Origin of the sequence: Acinetobacter sp. YH12208 (assembly GCF_013418055.1) — a bacterium.
Taxonomy (GTDB): Bacteria; Pseudomonadota; Gammaproteobacteria; order Pseudomonadales; family Moraxellaceae; genus Acinetobacter; species Acinetobacter pseudolwoffii.
Window position 1 is genome coordinate 289269 of sequence record NZ_VPCT01000001.1, and the last position, 15376, is coordinate 304644.

Annotated in this window: 16 protein-coding genes and 2 pseudogenes; 6 read left to right on the forward strand and 12 right to left on the reverse strand. The window is 41.7% G+C overall.

Annotation, left to right across the window (positions count from 1 at the left end; genetic code table 11):
- The first annotated feature begins 134 nt into the window (after positions 1–134).
- From sohB to FTU95_RS01345, 3 genes are all read left to right on the forward strand, one after another.
- The gene (gene sohB / locus FTU95_RS01335; protein WP_004730096.1) at positions 135–1097 is read left to right on the forward strand and encodes a protease SohB; all 963 of its coding nucleotides are present in this window, start codon (positions 135–137) and stop codon (positions 1095–1097) included.
- A 109-nt stretch (positions 1098–1206) separates the two neighbouring features.
- Positions 1207–1638, forward strand: coding sequence for a hypothetical protein (locus FTU95_RS01340; protein ID WP_153566484.1), 432 nt, complete (start codon positions 1207–1209; stop codon positions 1636–1638).
- A gap of 57 nt (positions 1639–1695) precedes the next feature.
- Positions 1696–1935, forward strand: coding sequence for a hypothetical protein (locus FTU95_RS01345; RefSeq protein ID WP_180072123.1), 240 nt, complete (start codon positions 1696–1698; stop codon positions 1933–1935).
- Between the two features lie 65 nt (positions 1936–2000).
- On the opposite strand, the gene FTU95_RS01350 is transcribed toward FTU95_RS01345, so the two are convergent.
- From FTU95_RS01350 to FTU95_RS01400, 11 genes and pseudogenes are all read right to left on the reverse strand, one after another.
- Complete coding sequence (locus FTU95_RS01350; RefSeq protein ID WP_180077297.1) at positions 2001–2648, reverse strand: DUF2238 domain-containing protein; 648 nt, start codon at positions 2646–2648, stop codon at positions 2001–2003.
- An 89-nt stretch (positions 2649–2737) separates the two neighbouring features.
- On the reverse strand, positions 2738–4126 hold the full coding sequence (purB, locus tag FTU95_RS01355) for an adenylosuccinate lyase (RefSeq protein WP_180077299.1): 1389 nt from the start codon (positions 4124–4126) through the stop codon (positions 2738–2740).
- A gap of 54 nt (positions 4127–4180) precedes the next feature.
- Positions 4181–4912, reverse strand: coding sequence for a high frequency lysogenization protein HflD (gene hflD / locus FTU95_RS01360; RefSeq protein WP_005096468.1), 732 nt, complete (start codon positions 4910–4912; stop codon positions 4181–4183).
- 7 nt (positions 4913–4919) lie between these two features.
- A complete protein-coding gene (gene mnmA / locus FTU95_RS01365; protein WP_180077301.1) occupies positions 4920–6059 on the reverse strand; it encodes a tRNA 2-thiouridine(34) synthase MnmA in 1140 nt (379 codons plus the stop codon).
- Positions 6060–6063: 4 nt separating this feature from the next.
- The gene (locus FTU95_RS01370) at positions 6064–6549 is read right to left on the reverse strand and encodes an NUDIX hydrolase (RefSeq protein ID WP_100328733.1); all 486 of its coding nucleotides are present in this window, start codon (positions 6547–6549) and stop codon (positions 6064–6066) included.
- Between the two features lie 307 nt (positions 6550–6856).
- Positions 6857–7146 (reverse strand): annotated as a pseudogene (locus FTU95_RS01375) (transposase); the annotation flags it as partial.
- A 109-nt stretch (positions 7147–7255) separates the two neighbouring features.
- A pseudogene (locus tag FTU95_RS01380) lies at positions 7256–7687 on the reverse strand (transposase); the annotation flags it as partial.
- A 586-nt stretch (positions 7688–8273) separates the two neighbouring features.
- Positions 8274–8804: a gamma carbonic anhydrase family protein gene (locus tag FTU95_RS01385; RefSeq protein WP_005096476.1), complete on the reverse strand. Its 531-nt coding sequence runs from the start codon at positions 8802–8804 to the stop codon at positions 8274–8276.
- 111 nt (positions 8805–8915) lie between these two features.
- Positions 8916–10064, reverse strand: a complete 1149-nt coding sequence (gene dacC, locus FTU95_RS01390) for a D-alanyl-D-alanine carboxypeptidase PBP5/6 (RefSeq protein ID WP_005096478.1) — start codon at positions 10062–10064, stop codon at positions 8916–8918.
- 128 nt (positions 10065–10192) lie between these two features.
- Positions 10193–10573 (reverse strand): MCR_0457 family protein, encoded by a 381-nt coding sequence (locus FTU95_RS01395; protein WP_005096480.1) that lies wholly within the window; start codon positions 10571–10573, stop codon positions 10193–10195.
- Between the two features lie 162 nt (positions 10574–10735).
- Positions 10736–11107, reverse strand: a complete 372-nt coding sequence (locus tag FTU95_RS01400; protein ID WP_005096482.1) for an MCR_0457 family protein — start codon at positions 11105–11107, stop codon at positions 10736–10738.
- Between the two features lie 111 nt (positions 11108–11218).
- Here FTU95_RS01400 and surE point away from each other — a divergent pair, with 111 nt between their 5' ends.
- From surE to FTU95_RS01415, 3 genes are all read left to right on the forward strand, one after another.
- The gene (gene surE / locus FTU95_RS01405; RefSeq protein WP_005096484.1) at positions 11219–12007 is read left to right on the forward strand and encodes a 5'/3'-nucleotidase SurE; all 789 of its coding nucleotides are present in this window, start codon (positions 11219–11221) and stop codon (positions 12005–12007) included.
- 95 nt (positions 12008–12102) lie between these two features.
- On the forward strand, positions 12103–12933 hold the full coding sequence (locus FTU95_RS01410) for a peptidoglycan DD-metalloendopeptidase family protein (RefSeq protein WP_005171673.1): 831 nt from the start codon (positions 12103–12105) through the stop codon (positions 12931–12933).
- A gap of 91 nt (positions 12934–13024) precedes the next feature.
- On the forward strand, positions 13025–13954 hold the full coding sequence (locus tag FTU95_RS01415) for a LysR family transcriptional regulator (RefSeq protein ID WP_005096486.1): 930 nt from the start codon (positions 13025–13027) through the stop codon (positions 13952–13954).
- A 57-nt stretch (positions 13955–14011) separates the two neighbouring features.
- Here the strand turns inward: FTU95_RS01415 and FTU95_RS01420 are convergent, their stop codons facing one another.
- Complete coding sequence (locus FTU95_RS01420) at positions 14012–15223, reverse strand: aspartate aminotransferase family protein (protein WP_005171669.1); 1212 nt, start codon at positions 15221–15223, stop codon at positions 14012–14014.
- Positions 15224–15376 lie beyond the last annotated feature (153 nt).

Consider the following 15376-nt stretch of genomic DNA (forward strand, 5'->3'; position numbering starts at 1 on the left):
AGAGCCGTAAGGCTCTTTTTTATAGGTGAAATAGATGGTGATAATCGTAATAATTCTCGAAATAAAGTTGAAAAAAACCGAAATTGACCTAATCTAAAGGGATAAATCCGAATTAAATAGAGAATAGATTTTTTATGTTATTTCATACTCCGAAACTGTCCGCTGAAATCCGTATTAGTCATCTCAATGCGCGCATCAATGAACAACGAAAAAAAATAGCGCAAACTACTGGGTCTAAACTGGAACTTTTACAGTTATCGCAACAACTGTCAAAAGAAGCGCGTGCACGTAAGAAAACCAATCAAAAAATCTATGTACTCGATTTTAAAGGTGATATGGCGGCTTCTGCGGTAGAAGGCTTACGTGAAGAAATCACCTTGATTCTGGCCACAGCCAAAGCAGGTCGTGACCGCGTTGTAGTGCGTCTGGAAAGTCCGGGGGGCATGGTACATGGTTATGGACTTGCAGCAGCTCAACTGGTGCGGTTACGTGAGGCAGGTTTTCATTTGACCATCTGTGTCGATAAAGTGGCGGCTAGTGGCGGTTATATGATGGCGTGTATCGCCAATGAAATTATTTCTGCACCATTCGCGATTGTTGGTTCAATTGGTGTAGTTGCTCAAGTACCCAATTTTAACCGTCTGCTAAAAGACAATAAAATCGACTTTGAACTCTATACCGCTGGACAGTACAAACGTACCGTGACTATGTTTGGTGAAAATACCGAAGAGGGTAAGGCTAAGTTTGAAGAAGAACTACAGCAAACCCATGCTTTATTCAAACATTTCGTTGAAAAGTATCGCCCGCAGCTGAATATTGAAAAAGTGGCCACTGGTGAGCATTGGTATGGCCGGGATGCGCTGGATCTGAATCTGGTGGATAAACTGCAAACCTCAGATGAATACCTGCTCAACTTATTAACCCAGCATGATATCTATTCCATCCAGACCCGCAAGAAACCAACTTTGGGTGAAAAGCTGGGCCTACAAGCAGCGCAAATTGCTGATTCACTGGTACCAACTGTCATGAATAAAGTCATAGAAAGCTTAAGCAAAGCCAATGCAAATCTGGTGCAAATGCGTGATCCAAAACTTTAATTCAGTTGATCTTGAATGAATTTCAAAGCTCACTTCGGTGGGCTTTTTTATTTTTTGAAATCATATTGTTATGATATAAGTGGAGTACTCTGATTGAGTCTAGGCTCATATGCTCACGTTTATTTTGTTGCTTGGGTTTTTTAGTATCGTATTTATTCCGATGTTATGTATGCTTTGTTCTGAAGCAAAATTAACTCAGGATGATTCTAAGAAGGTTTTGTTTTGGCTGAGTTTTCTACCCGGCGTTTGTATCTTTCTGCTGTATAGCTTTCTAAAGCCCAATGATCCACCTGTTATTCCATCGAAGGAATGTGGTGTTGTGCAGTTTTATCAGATGCATAAAGTTCGAGGTGGTAACGAATTTGAACGTGTGAGTATTCGCTTTGATGGCGCTCAATATAGTCGGCATTTATTCTTCGATAAGCATCTGGATAAAATTCCTCAAGGCCAAAAGGCCTGCTTTGAATATCTAGATAAGTTCAAATATCCACATTTGTCAGAATCTAAGTTTGTTCAATGGATTGAACCGAATGAAATGTAAACCAGCACTGAAACTAATCAGATAAAATAAAGCATATTTTATTGTTAGAGCAGAAACATGGCTATAGCTGAAGCATTTATTGCAACGCAAAATTGTTATTTTAATTATGAATTTGAAGAACTCTATTTAGAGGATGATTTTCCTGAGGAGTTATCTGTGTCACTGCGTGGCATGATGTTCCGTCATGAGATTCAATATCCTGATGCAACCTATTTCATTTATTACAGTGAGATGTTGACGGGGAATGAACTGCAAAAAATGAAGGATGATTGGATGCGATATTGCCCACATTCATAATTGAAGATATGAATGTAATTAAATCCGTGATCCAAAACTTTAATTCAATTGATCTTGAATGAATTTCAAAGCTCACTTTGGTGAGCTTTTTTATTGGTCGATATCAACTGCAGACCGCCTGTTATCGCCGCGCCAATCGTAGCAAGCAAGACGTCTTTGTGCGCATCCCACATATCACCTTGTTGTCCATTATAGTTTTCAGCTTCCTCAGGAGATAAACCAATGGCAATCAGCCATTCCAGCCATTCATAGAGCATGCTGCTGGCCACCACAAACTGAATTACCAGCAGGAAAATGACCACGGGTTTTTGCTGCGGCAACCAGACCTGAAACAGACGATAGAAAATTGGATAAAGTAATAATCCGTAGGCCAGATGGACAAATCGGTCGAACATATTGCGTGACCAGTGCATCACTTCATTCAGATGAAAGCCAAAAATCTGCTCGATCCACTGGTTATAAGGCACATAAGAATACAGATAGTGTGCAGCAATCACATGAATAATCAAAAAAAGAATATATAAATTAAAACTTAAAAAATTCAGGCCGATTTTATACAGGCAGATGAGCAGCATGATGATCATGAAAACTGTGCCTGCCTGATGCAAGAGATAAGCTTCCAGTTCTAAAGGACGAATACTGGCAAGCAAAATCGCCAGAATTAAAATGCCTAGGCTTGTGTAATGTTTGGCGGAAAGTCGATGATCAATCATGTCGTTATTGTGAAATATCTTTTTTAGAATAAAATACATTATAAATAAAAAGGCGAAGCCTGAGCTTCGCCTTTTGGTCTTATTTTAAATTAGATTTTAGCAATCAGCTCAGCCACTTGTTTGGCCTGTTCAGCAGCATTACCTGTATAAGAAGCAGGTGTCATTTCAGCTAAACGTGCACGATCAGCAGCAGGAACCGCTTCTAACTCGTTACCGTTTACGAAATCAACCATCATGTCGCGTGTCATGGCCTGACCACGAGTCAGGGCTTTTAATTTTTCGTATGGTTTTTCAACGTTGTAACGACGCATTACAGTTTGAATCGGTTCAGCCAACACTTCTTGCGCATTGTCTAAATCTTCATTGATACGTGCAGCATTGAGTTCAAGTTTGCCGATCCCTTTAGCACATGCTTCGAAAGCAATTAAGCTTTGTGCAAAACCAACACCCATGTTACGTAGTACAGTAGAGTCAGTCAGGTCACGCTGCCAGCGAGAAATTGGCAGTTTTTCACCCAAGTGTGCAAGTACAGCATTGGCAAGACCCAAGTTACCTTCAGAGTTTTCGAAGTCAATCGGGTTTACTTTATGCGGCATGGTTGAAGAACCGACTTCGCCATCTTTTAGCTTTTGCTTGAAGAAACCAAGCGAGATATAACCCCAAACATCACGGTTAAAATCGATCAGAATAGTGTTGAAACGACGCAGGGCATCAAACAGTTCAGCCATATAATCATGTGGCTCGATTTGTGTGGTGTACGGGTTGAAATCTAGACCCAAAGATTCCACAAATGCTTGTGAATGCGCAGGCCAGTTGATGTCTGGATAAACAGAATAGTGCGCATTGTAGTTACCTACTGCACCATTGATTTTGCCTAGAAGTTCAACATTTTTGAACTGTTTGATTTGACGTGCAAGGCGGTAAGCCACGTTCGCCATTTCTTTACCCAACGTCGTTGGGCTTGCAGTTTGACCATGCGTACGAGACAACATTGGCTGGTCAGCATGCTTTTCAGAAAGTGCAACAATTGAATCAATGATTTGCTGCATAGATGCAATCAGTACATCACGACCGCTTTTCAGCATTAAAGCATGTGACAGGTTGTTAATATCTTCAGACGTACATGCAAAGTGAATGAATTCACCGGCATTTTTCAATTCGTCGATATTGGCAATTTTTTCTTTCAGGAAATATTCAACCGCTTTAACGTCGTGGTTGGTGGTGCGTTCAATTTCTTTGATACGATTGGCATCATCTTCAGAGAAATTGCTTACAATCGCATCAAGCGCTGCATTAGTTTCGCCTGAAAACGCCGGAACTTCAGTAATTTCCGGATGGTTCGCAAGCGCCTGTAACCAACGCACTTCAACAGTCACACGAGCATGGATTAAACCAAACTCAGAAAGAAAGGGACGTAGAGCATCACATTTGCTCGCGTAACGTCCATCTAGTGGAGAAAGTGCAGTTAAAGCGTTCATATCGATTCCTTAGATTTTGGAATTAAACGTAAAACGAAACACGTGCAGTATCAGTTAAACCACCTGAAACTGTAAACGCGCCAGATTCTGAATATCTTTTAGCAACTTGCGTTTGCCAAATACCATGCCCCAGGAGCTGCCACCAAGCTGACGCCACAGGTGCGCCATTTGCAAACCGGTAAAGAGGGAAGCACGGATGCGGTTGGTATGTCCGGCATCTTTAAAGGCTTCGGCATTGCCACGAACCATGATGCGCGGATTGATTGATCCCGCAGTATCGACATAGGTTTGAGCCAGATTGGCAATGATGCTGGGGTGCAGGTAATTGTTATCGAAGAAGGAAAGCTGTCTGAGAATTTTCTGTTGGGACTGTTCAATAATTTCAACAAATTTGGGATTGCTATAGACCTTCTTTTCTAATTGAAGAAGTGCCATGGCATAGCTCATTGGAAGTTTGGTGCTGGAAAGTTTTGGAATTCTGGATTTTGGTGAAGTATTGAAGGGCTGAATAATGCTGCTTTCTAATGTTTTTAAGCCTAAGGAAATATCGGCCAGTTGATTAAAAAAGTCTAGGGTCTGGGCATTTTCGTTATTGCCGGGACGGATATTGAGACTGGCTTTAATCAACTGTTCAAAATAAAAGTTACCGTTTTCACCAATACTTTGCTGACCACTCAATGCGGTCATATGGGTCAGCTGGGTGGCCTGAAACACACCCGCTAACGCCAAAGCGCGATTTTGACGAGTATTCAACGTTGTGGCTGGTTGAAATGGTAACTCCGTCATGCCGAATTCATCCTTTTATAAAATCAGGTTTAGGTGCATTGGTATGATGAATCACACCACCGCCTAAACAAACTTCACCTGAATAAAACACCACACTTTGACCTGGGGTCACTGCACGTTGTGGTTCATCAAACTCCACACGTACACCATTGGGTGATTCTGAATCTTGGTACACCGTACATGCTTGATCAGTCTGACGGTAACGGGTTTTGGCCGTGCAACGAAAACCTGTTTCAGGAATATCCTGCTCGCCGGCCACCCAGTCAATTGCTTCACTCCAAAGCATGGTGCTTTGCATCAGTGGGTGCTCATGGCCTTGACCCACCACCAGACGATTGCCTTCGATATCTTTATGTAATACGAACCAGGCACCTTCCGCGACGCCTTTCATTCCGCCAATACCGATGCCGCCGCGTTGACCGAGCGTATAGTACATTAAGCCGTGATGATCACCAACCTCTTTACCGTCTTCCAGCACGATTTTTCCGGGTTGTGCCGGTAAATATTGCTTCAAGAAGTCATTAAATCGGCGTTCGCCAATAAAGCAGATCCCGGTCGAGTCTTTTTTCTTTGCCGTAGCAAGATCTAATTCTTCAGCGATTTTGCGGACTTGCGGCTTTTCAATTTCACCGACAGGGAATAATGTCTTGTTAATTTCACGACCATGTACGGCATGCAGGAAATAGGTTTGATCCTTATTCTGATCAACACCACGTAAGAGTGGTGCGTATTCTTCACCGCGTGAATTGGTCATGGTTGCACCGCGACGACAGTAATGACCTGTGGCAATAAAGTCTGCACCCAAGTTCACCGCATGATCTAGAAAGGCACGGAATTTAATTTCTTTATTACATAAAATGTCTGGGTTTGGGGTACGGCCAGCCGCATATTCTGCTAAAAAATGCTCGAATACACGATCCCAATATTCCATGGCAAAGTTTGCGGTATGCAGTTTAATCCCGATTTTGTCGCAGACGGCCTGAGCATCGGCAAGGTCATCCATCGCCGTGCAATATTCTGTGCCGTCATCTTCTTCCCAGTTCTTCATGAAAAGACCTTCAACCTGATAACCCTGTTGAATTAAAAGCGCAGCAGAAACAGATGAATCTACACCACCCGACATACCGACGATGACACGTTGTTGCATAGGATTAGGCATCCAAATTTGAAATTAAGGGAGAGTTTTGGTGCTCGTAAATGAGCGATAAAGGGTATTTTTGACCTGACAGGGCATCTTGCACGGCTTTAATCACCAGGGGACTACGGGCACGCGCCGATTCTTTCAGTTCGTCCAATGTCATCCAGACTGCGCCGACAATATCCGTATCTAAAGCGGCATTTGGGTCGTAGTCAGTGGATTTGGCTAAAAAGCAGAAACGAAAATAAGTACGATCCGGAAACATGGGCGGGGTATAGGTATACATCCCTAAAAGATGGGTCACTTCAACCGTATGTCCGGTCTCTTCCATGGTTTCACGAATTGCGGCTTCGATAATGGTTTCACCGCATTCCACATGACCTGCTGGCTGATTAAATACTGGGTGTGTCACAGCTTCTGTATGTTCTTCGACAAACAGGAATTTTCCGTCTTTTTCGATGACGGTTGCGACAGTGACGTGAGCAGTCCAAGCGGTCATAGAACAGCACCATGGATAAAGATGCACTATTGTATAAAATTTTGTGGTGTGTGGCTATGATGAGAGGGGGTTTCTTTGATTGTTTAAATGATTGTGATTAGAGGTTTTAAGATGAATGGGATTCTACCATGTAGGAATCAGTGCTATTAATGTGTTTTGATCTTCGCTTATCAGAAAGTGGATGAGTTTAAAAAGTGTACTAGAAAGGAAGTGGGGGGCAGGGAATTATCAATTAAAAGCTCAAATTTAACCTGAAAGATCCAATAAAAAAATGTATAACTGTCAGCTCAGGTTTGAGCTAATACAGATCATTCACTGTTTCAATCAATTCTCTTTTACAAGGCAATTGTTTTTCTTCTTCAGTATGAACGGGTTTGTTTTTCATATTCCTGCGTGATGGGGGCAATATTTTTAGTCTTCTGGCTGCTAAAGCTTCAGCTTTGCTCAAATAGCCTTATCTCCGAGTAAAACTCCTTTTAATTCTTGAGTTGAAGATTCCAGTACAGCAACATCGTGAACATTTCCCGATCTAAGTTTGGGATTAATAATTTCACCTAAATTGTTGATAATCAGATGTAATTTAAAACCATAAAACCATAAAACCATAAAACCATAAAACCATAAAACCATAAAACCATAAAACCATAAAACCATAAAACCATAAAACCATAAAACCATAAAACCATAAAACCATAAAACCATAAAACCACCCGGTACTACTTTTCCCACGACCCGCTAAGCCTTTAAATACACGATGTCTTTGAATTCGAAGATTATGGCAAACAACCAATTTAGTGGAATCAATAATGCTGATCCTTGTATCTTTTCTTTTAACTTGATGGAAGAAACTATTCAAAGCTTGTAAACAACGAGGCATGCTTTCAATAAAGCGGTTGTAGCTAAGAAGTTGAGAAAAAGCGGATTTCCAGAATGGAACGATCATTTGGCAATAAAAATATTTGAAGAATCTAAACCCGGATTGATGAAATAAAATGACAATCGTCATTGCTTCAGACAAGCTTAAGGCTGACTTTTTCAACCTAGATTTTTGATCAGAAATTAAAAATTTCTCTAAAGACTCATTAAATTTTTTGCAAAAATCGTCCAATATACAAAATAATTCGGTAATATGGGCCATTGAAAAGCTTTTTTTTACAATTTTTTCTTTAAAACCAACATGTTATAAATTTAGGGCTTTTTTTCTACTCTTTTTTTATATCAAAATCAGGTTAGATAAACTTTTTACAGACAGGTTTGGGTAACCTAGCAGTATGAGAATAAAAATAACAAATAGAACACACTTTTCAAGAATTATAATAAAAAATACTAATTAATTAACTTTTATTGTATTATTTATGTGATTTTAACGTAATTCATTCTCTTCTAATTTGATTTATGAGTTTGTAGCTACTTAATAAGCGGCTTTGAATTTATCTATTTGAGACTTTTATATGCTTTTAAATTTCTATCGCTTTTTAATCTGTTTATTTGCACTTATAAGTGCGGGACTTATAGGTCTGGGGATTAATTTTAATGATAAATTTTTTTTCGGAGTATCTTGTTTATTTTTTATTGCTGGAGGTCTTACTTTCCTTGAATACAGGAATAGGAATGTTGACCCATTTAGAAAGCTTTGAAATAGCCGAATTGATCAATTTTATTTAAGTCGATGTTGTGAATTAGACACATCGACTTAAACCGAAACTTAGCTTTTAACTCTTATTTTACTTGTAATTCCCCGAAACCTTCACATAATTCTGCGCTGAATAAGGCAAAAATGCTTTTTCTTTATCTGTCAGCGGACGCACTTTTTTCACAGGGCTGCCCACATACAAATAACCACTTTCCAAAACCTTATTCGGTGGAACAAGCGAACCTGCACCAATCATTACATCATCTTCAACAATCACATCATCCAGAATAATCGTACCAATACCGACCAAAACACGATTGCCAATGGTACAACCATGTAGTTTGACATGATGGCCAATGGTGACATCTTCACCAATAATTAAAGGCGAACCTTCAGGCTTATCGGCTTTCTTATGGCTGACATGCAACATCGAGTGATCTTGTACATTTGAGTTTTTACCAATTCGAATATGATTCACATCACCCCGAATTACGGCAAAAGGCCAGACAGAGACATTTTCAGCCAAAACCACATCGCCGACCACAATTCCCATCGGATCGACATAACAGGAAGCATCAATCTGTGGGGTCATATCTAAATAAGAACGAATATTTTGGCTCATAACGATCTGTCCGATAAATGATGAAGGATCATGTGCATAGTATAAAATAAAAAGCACCCATCTGAATGAGTGCTTTGGTCTTAGTCCAAGACTGAAATGGTCTATTTAGACTTAGAACAAGTTGCTAAAGAACTGTTTGATATGGTCGAGCATACGCGCGAAGAAACCCGCTTCTTCCACTGCATTCAAAGCCACAAGAGGTTTTTCTGAAATGACTTTACCATCCAGAGTCGCAACATATTTACCGACAACTTGCCCCGGTTGTAATGGTGCAGTCAGTTTCGGTTGAACCACCAGCTGGGTTTTAATCGCATTGGCCTGACCTTTAGGCATGGTCACATTAAAGTTTTCAGCAAGTCCGATTTGAACTTCATCTTCCTTACCAAACCAGACTTTGGCTTTAGCAAGTACCTGTTTAGCTGGTTGAACATTTTTGGTTTCGAAGTTCGCATAACCCCAAGCCAGCAATTCACGTGTCTGCGTTGCACGTTCCTGCATGGTAGGTGCACCAAAAATAACTGAAATCAAGCGAGTAGGGCCACGTTTAGACGACGTGGTCAAGCAATACCCTGCTTCATTGGTATGACCTGTTTTTAAGCCATCTACACTTGGGTCGGTATACAGCAGGGCATTACGGTTACCTTGCTTGATGCCATTAAAGGTAAATTCTTTTTCAGCATAAATCGGATAATACTTGGAACTGTCTTTAATGATGTGCTGTGCCAGCGTTGCCATATCTTTGGCAGTCGAATAATGACCTTCAGCAGGCATACCGGTTGAATTGATAAAGCTGGTATTGGTCATGCCAATACGTTTGGCTTCCTGATTCATCATATGTGCAAAGGTACCCTCGTTCCCTGCAATATGTTCAGCCATGGCCTTAGATGCATCATTACCCGATTGAATAATAATTCCGCGCAGCATTTCAAGTGCAGTGGCCGTACCGTTTAAAGGCACATACATACATGATTCCGCGCTACTACCGCGACACCATGCTGACTCATTCATGCGAACCTGTTCATCTTCAGTGAGTTCACCGCTCAATAGTTTTTGTTCGATGATGTAGCTGGTCATCATCTTGGTCATTGAAGCAGGGGCTAATTTTTCATTTTCATTTTTTGAAGCGAGAAGTTGCCCTGTCTCATAGTCCATTAGCACGTAGGATTTATTATTCAATTCTGGTGGTGCAGATAGGACAGTTGCTGCAAAGCTAAAACTAGGAACTAATAATAATGCAGCAAGGGCAGTTTTTTGGGTCATTTCTAGTGGGTTCCTATATCTTGATGTAAGCACGAAGAGCCTAGCATTTTAGGATAAAGCTAGGCGGACTTCTATGGGAAACCCGGTCTTATTTCAAAAGTATTGTAAGTAATCGGCAGAAAAGCAGGTTAATTGTTATAGGTGGTTAATTCATTACAAATCACCTGATTTTTTTTCTTGCCAGCTTTCTTGGCATCAGATTGTGCTTCAGCCAGAATACTGCGGAAATCGTTCTGTTGAACCATCTGGTTTAAGCTTGCAACCGGATTGCGCTGACCTGGCATATATTCAGTCACCAGCTTGGTATAGCCCTGATTGAACTGTGACTTGTCTTTAACCATGCTCGGGCAGATTTCTGAAAGAACATAAATCGCAGCCAGTTCCTGCTTGGTCACTTGCTGGGTTGGTGTGACATTGATATTTTCATTGGCTGCAAATGCAGAGGTGCCTAAAAGAGTCGCGGCAGAAGCTGCACAAAGTGTCATGGCTTGAAGTAATGGATATTTCATTAAAAAACTCAAAAAATAGATTTAGAACAATAATTTGCCTAGCTTAAACTTATTTTTGAAATTGAAAAGTGGGAAAATGTAGCGAAGCTGTAGAATTATGAAGAAATCTGTAAGAGAAAATAAGACGATGTTTACACCGTCTTATTTGAAGATTTATCTAGCTTAGCCCTGGTAATCCAGAATCTCTTCGCATACGGTTTTTTGTTCGTCAGTACTGGTTTGTTTGGCACCCTGACGCGCTTCTTCCAGTAAAGATTTATATTCGCTATCTGCCTGTAGTTTTTGATAGCTCATGCCTTTATCTGAGTAGTCTGCAAGATAAGACTGGATGAGAGTCTGAATAATGCTGTCTAATTTTGCATTTTGGCCAATCATAGCCGGGCAAACCTCAGCCATGACTTGTGCCGATGCGATGTCTTCTTTCACAATGGTATTGTTTTCGTCAACAGTCAGCTCGCTCGCCATAACTGAAGGAGAGACAGATACTGCCAGGCTTAAAGCGAAAGCACTAAATAAAGAGAATTTTTTAATCATCTTGAGCCACATATTTTAAAGATGGATGTCGAGCAGTAAATATATATAATTCCAGCACTAATACAATTAAATGTCCTAACCAGTCATTTTTTAGCGCGACGAGATTTTTCAGTGAATATTTTAGTTTCAAATGATGATGGTGTGTTTGCACCGGGTATTCAGGCATTGGCACAGGCTCTAAAACCTTTAGGGAGAATTGTTATTGTAGCGCCAGAAAGTGAGCGCAGTGGTTACTCCAGTGCTTTGACTCTGGACCGACCTTTACGCCCGATTCAGATTTCTCCCGATGTCTGGGCTGTCAATGGTACTCCGGCAGATTGTGTTTATCTGGCTATGAACGGCCTGTTTGACTTTGAATTTGATCTGGTGGTCAGCGGTATTAATAGTGGTGCCAATCTGGGGGATGATGTCTTGTATTCCGGTACAGTCGGGGCAGCCTTTGAAGGTCGCTTAAGTAAACATCCTGCTATTGCGGTGTCATTGAGTGGGCCGAATGTACGCAGCTATCAACACCCTCAGGATTATCAGCTGGCTGCCAACTGGGTGCATGATTTTATTGCACGCGGTTTGCCGGTTCTTCCTGAGCGTCATATTTTCAATATCAATATTCCGGATATGGCTGAATTACAGGGTGAAAAAGTGACTTATCAAGGCCGCCGCCGTCAGTCGAAGCCCATCACCAGTCATGTTGACCCACGTGGTCGTCAGGTGTACTGGATTGGACTGTCTGGAGAAGCAGTAGCAGAACCCAAGCAAGGGTTGAGCGAGATTGACTCGGACTTCTTTGCTGTGGCCAATGGCTATGTCAGCATTACTCCGATTCAGATGGATGCCACCAACTATGAGGTTTTGCGGAATCTTCAAACACAATTGGCAGAAAATGCGTTCTCAGTGTTATAACTTTGTGAAAAACTCGCGATTGCAAGTATATTGCAGTAAAACTTTGCTAATCTTAACGGGATTTTGCAACCGTATAGATCTTAGAGAGGAAGATAATGTTCTTGGTGTTACCGAAATGTGTTGTTGCTTCGCCTGCAGCCCTGATTAAAACCCTAGTTTTATCAACCGTTGTTATTTCTACAGGAGTAATCACCGGTTGTGCCACCAAACCTCAAGTAAATAATGCGACGCGTTATGCGACAGCTCCTGATTTCTATACGGTACGTTCAGGAGATACATTGAGTGGGATCGCAGCACGTTATGGACTGAACTATATCAGTGTTGCCGAGATGAATGATATTGCTGCACCTTACCGGATTTATGTGGGACAGTCGATCCGCCTGAAAAATAATACCGTACGTCGCAGTACCAGCACGCAGGCAGTGACTCAGGCAGCCCCTATCCAGCGTCAAACGATTGCAGTACCAACACCGGCACCAGTTACACCAGCGACCACCGTGCAGACTACACCGCGTGTGAGCACGCCGGCGCCAATGACACCCGTCTCTACTGCCGCGGGTTTAGGTTGGGTAAAACCGTCTAATGGCCCAGTTTTGCAGCAGTATAATCTGGCATCTAATATCAAAGGCACACGCTATAACGGCAATGTCGGTGATCCGGTGTTTGCAGCAGCAGACGGGCAGGTTGTTTATGCTGCAGATGGCCTGAAAGAATATGGCAATCTGGTGTTGGTGAAGCATATTAATGGCTATATTACGGCTTATGCCCATAACAGCAAACTGGATGTAAAAAGCGGACAGAATGTAAAAGCGGGGCAAAAAATTGCAGAAATGGGTTCAACTGGTACAACGCGAACCATGCTTGAATTTCAGGTGCGCTTAGACGGCAAACCGATTAATCCAACTACAGTTTTACCAAACAATTAAATAAATAATGCAAAACGTGAATTTCGCCGTATAATACAATAAGTTGCTTTTATCAAATGATGAGGCATCTCATAAGTTTAGAGGGAAATTTATGTTAGATCAACTTCGAGCAATGGGTGTTTTTGCTTGTGTTGTAGAAAAAAACTCGTTTAGCGGTGCTGCCCGTGAATTAGGGATTACGACCAGCGCCGTGAGTCAACAAATTCGCTCATTAGAACATGATATGGAAGTGGTACTTTTAAATCGTTCAACGAGAAAGTTAAGTTTGACGGAAGCGGGACAAGCTTTTTTCTACAGTTGCCAGGAAATGCTATCTGCTGCAGAGCGCGGTAAAGTCCGAATCAATGAATTACGCGATGATCTTGTGGGTGAACTGCGCATTGTCGCTTTGCCAGAATTGTGCGCGAATCATGTGATTCCTGCACTTTCTCACTGGATGTCCGCACATCGTGGCCTGGCAGTACATCTGGAAACCAATAATCATGAGGTTGATTTGTTCGATGGGCGTATCGATATCGCCTTAAGATTTGAACAGAAAAATGATGAGCACAATCTTCAGGTGGTGCCATTGATGCAGATTGAGCAAATTCTGGTGGCGACACCGAGTTATATTAATCAGAGCACCATTATTTCACGTCCTGATGATCTTAAAAATCATGATGTGCTGCCTTTGACCCATATCAAAAATCATCAGTATTTCCAGTTTCAAAATGTCAATACTGCAGAAAAAGCCGATTTTGAATTGAAATCCCGTTTCAGTACCAATAATGGTCTGGTGGCAAAATCGATGTGCTTGCAGGGCAATGGGATTGCCAAGATTTTATATCTCGATGCGAAAAAAGACTTACTGAATGGCACTTTGGTTGAAGTTTTGCCTGAATGGCGACTTCCACCGATTACACTATATGCAGTCATGCCGAAACGTGAGCAACAACCGACAAAAATTCTTCGTTGCCTAGATACATTGAAACAATATTTTGACCAGATTTCTGGTGGGCGTATTTTACAAGCCGCATCATAAGATACAGAATATAAAAAAGCCGCTTTCAAGCGGCTTTTTTGTTTTTAAGCGCAGGGTTTAGGCCAAAAAAGCGTTGATCATTTTCACTAAACGCTCAATCAGCTGATCAGCCTGTTCCTGAGTAATGTTCAGGGTAGGCAACAGGCGAACCACATTACCGGCAGTCACATTGATGATGGTTTTGTATTCATCACGTGCAATTGCGACCAGCTCAGTACATTCTTTCGGTAATTCAATTCCGATCATCAGACCGAAACCACGCACGCTCACATTTTGATCGGCCAGTTTGTTGCGTAACTGATCCACGATATAAGCGCCTTTTTCCGCAGCATTGGCGACGATATTTTCTTTTTGCATAATATCGAGAATGGTGTAGACCACACGTGAACCCAAAGCTGTACCACTATAAGTCGAACCATGATTACCGGCAGTTAGTACACCTACACCACGACCTTGAGTCATGACGGCGCCAATCGGGAAACCATTACCCAAGCCTTTGGCTGTGGTCAGTACATCAGGAATAATGCTGGTGTGCTGATAAGCAAAATATTTGCCCGTACGGCCATTCCCGGTTTGCACTTCGTCTAGCATCATCAACCAGTTGTGCTGGTTACAGATTTGACGAATCTCTTCAAGATAGCTGAAACCTTGAGGTGCGGTATTTACACCACCTTCACCCTGAATGGGCTCAACTAAAATGGCTACGATATCCGGATGATGAAGCGCTGCCTCTTCAATCGCTTCGAGATCACCAAAAGGTACACGAATAAAACCTTCGACCAGCGGGCCAAAGCCTTCCTGAACTTTTTTATTGCCTGTTGCAGAAAGGGTGGCCATGGTACGGCCATGGAAAGAACGATCCGCCACAATAATTTTGGGTGAAGCAATGCCTTGCATATGACCGAATTTACGTGCAATTTTGATTGCACCCTCATTTGATTCTGCGCCACTGTTGGAGAAGAATACTTCTTCCATACCCGCGACTTCGGCCAGTTTTTGTGCTGCCGCAGTTTGCCAAGGCACTTCAAACAGGTTGCTGGTATGAATCAAGGTCGCAGCCTGATCAGCAATTGCTTCGGCAATGACTGGATGCGCATGACCCAGACCACATACTGCAATTCCGGTTAATGCATCTAAATACTCTGTACCATCTTCGGTATAAAGATATGCACCTCGTCCTCGGACAAAGCTGATCGGTTGACGGCCAAATACAGGCATCAAGTGAGAAGGTTGATCAGTTTGTACCGGTGCGAGGGTAATATTATTCATGACTAACTCTTAACTGTTAGGTGGAAAGAAAAACTTATATAAGCAAAAACCCGCTCAGATTTAAAGGGTAATTGTAAATAAAATTGGAATTATTGCTTTAGACATACTGTTTTGTCTGGATTTGGGTATAATGCCAGACAGATGAGTTGAGGA

Excerpts from the sequence above, each read along its gene's own strand:
- sohB (WP_004730096.1), top strand. The coding sequence starts at position 135 with ATGTTATTTCATACTCCGAAACTGTCCGCTGAAATCCGTATTAGTCAT.
- FTU95_RS01340 (WP_153566484.1), top strand. The coding sequence starts at position 1,207 with ATGCTCACGTTTATTTTGTTGCTTGGGTTTTTTAGTATCGTATTTATT.
- FTU95_RS01345 (WP_180072123.1), top strand. The coding sequence starts at position 1,696 with ATGGCTATAGCTGAAGCATTTATTGCAACGCAAAATTGTTATTTTAAT.
- FTU95_RS01350 (WP_180077297.1), bottom strand. The coding sequence starts at position 2,648 with ATGATTGATCATCGACTTTCCGCCAAACATTACACAAGCCTAGGCATT.
- purB (WP_180077299.1), bottom strand. The coding sequence starts at position 4,126 with ATGAACGCTTTAACTGCACTTTCTCCACTAGATGGACGTTACGCGAGC.
- hflD (WP_005096468.1), bottom strand. The coding sequence starts at position 4,912 with ATGACGGAGTTACCATTTCAACCAGCCACAACGTTGAATACTCGTCAA.
- mnmA (WP_180077301.1), bottom strand. The coding sequence starts at position 6,059 with ATGCAACAACGTGTCATCGTCGGTATGTCGGGTGGTGTAGATTCATCT.
- FTU95_RS01370 (WP_100328733.1), bottom strand. The coding sequence starts at position 6,549 with ATGACCGCTTGGACTGCTCACGTCACTGTCGCAACCGTCATCGAAAAA.
- FTU95_RS01385 (WP_005096476.1), bottom strand. The coding sequence starts at position 8,804 with ATGAGCCAAAATATTCGTTCTTATTTAGATATGACCCCACAGATTGAT.
- dacC (WP_005096478.1), bottom strand. The coding sequence starts at position 10,064 with ATGACCCAAAAAACTGCCCTTGCTGCATTATTATTAGTTCCTAGTTTT.
- FTU95_RS01395 (WP_005096480.1), bottom strand. The coding sequence starts at position 10,573 with ATGAAATATCCATTACTTCAAGCCATGACACTTTGTGCAGCTTCTGCC.
- FTU95_RS01400 (WP_005096482.1), bottom strand. The coding sequence starts at position 11,107 with ATGATTAAAAAATTCTCTTTATTTAGTGCTTTCGCTTTAAGCCTGGCA.
- FTU95_RS01410 (WP_005171673.1), top strand. The coding sequence starts at position 12,103 with ATGTTCTTGGTGTTACCGAAATGTGTTGTTGCTTCGCCTGCAGCCCTG.
- FTU95_RS01415 (WP_005096486.1), top strand. The coding sequence starts at position 13,025 with ATGTTAGATCAACTTCGAGCAATGGGTGTTTTTGCTTGTGTTGTAGAA.
- FTU95_RS01420 (WP_005171669.1), bottom strand. The coding sequence starts at position 15,223 with ATGAATAATATTACCCTCGCACCGGTACAAACTGATCAACCTTCTCAC.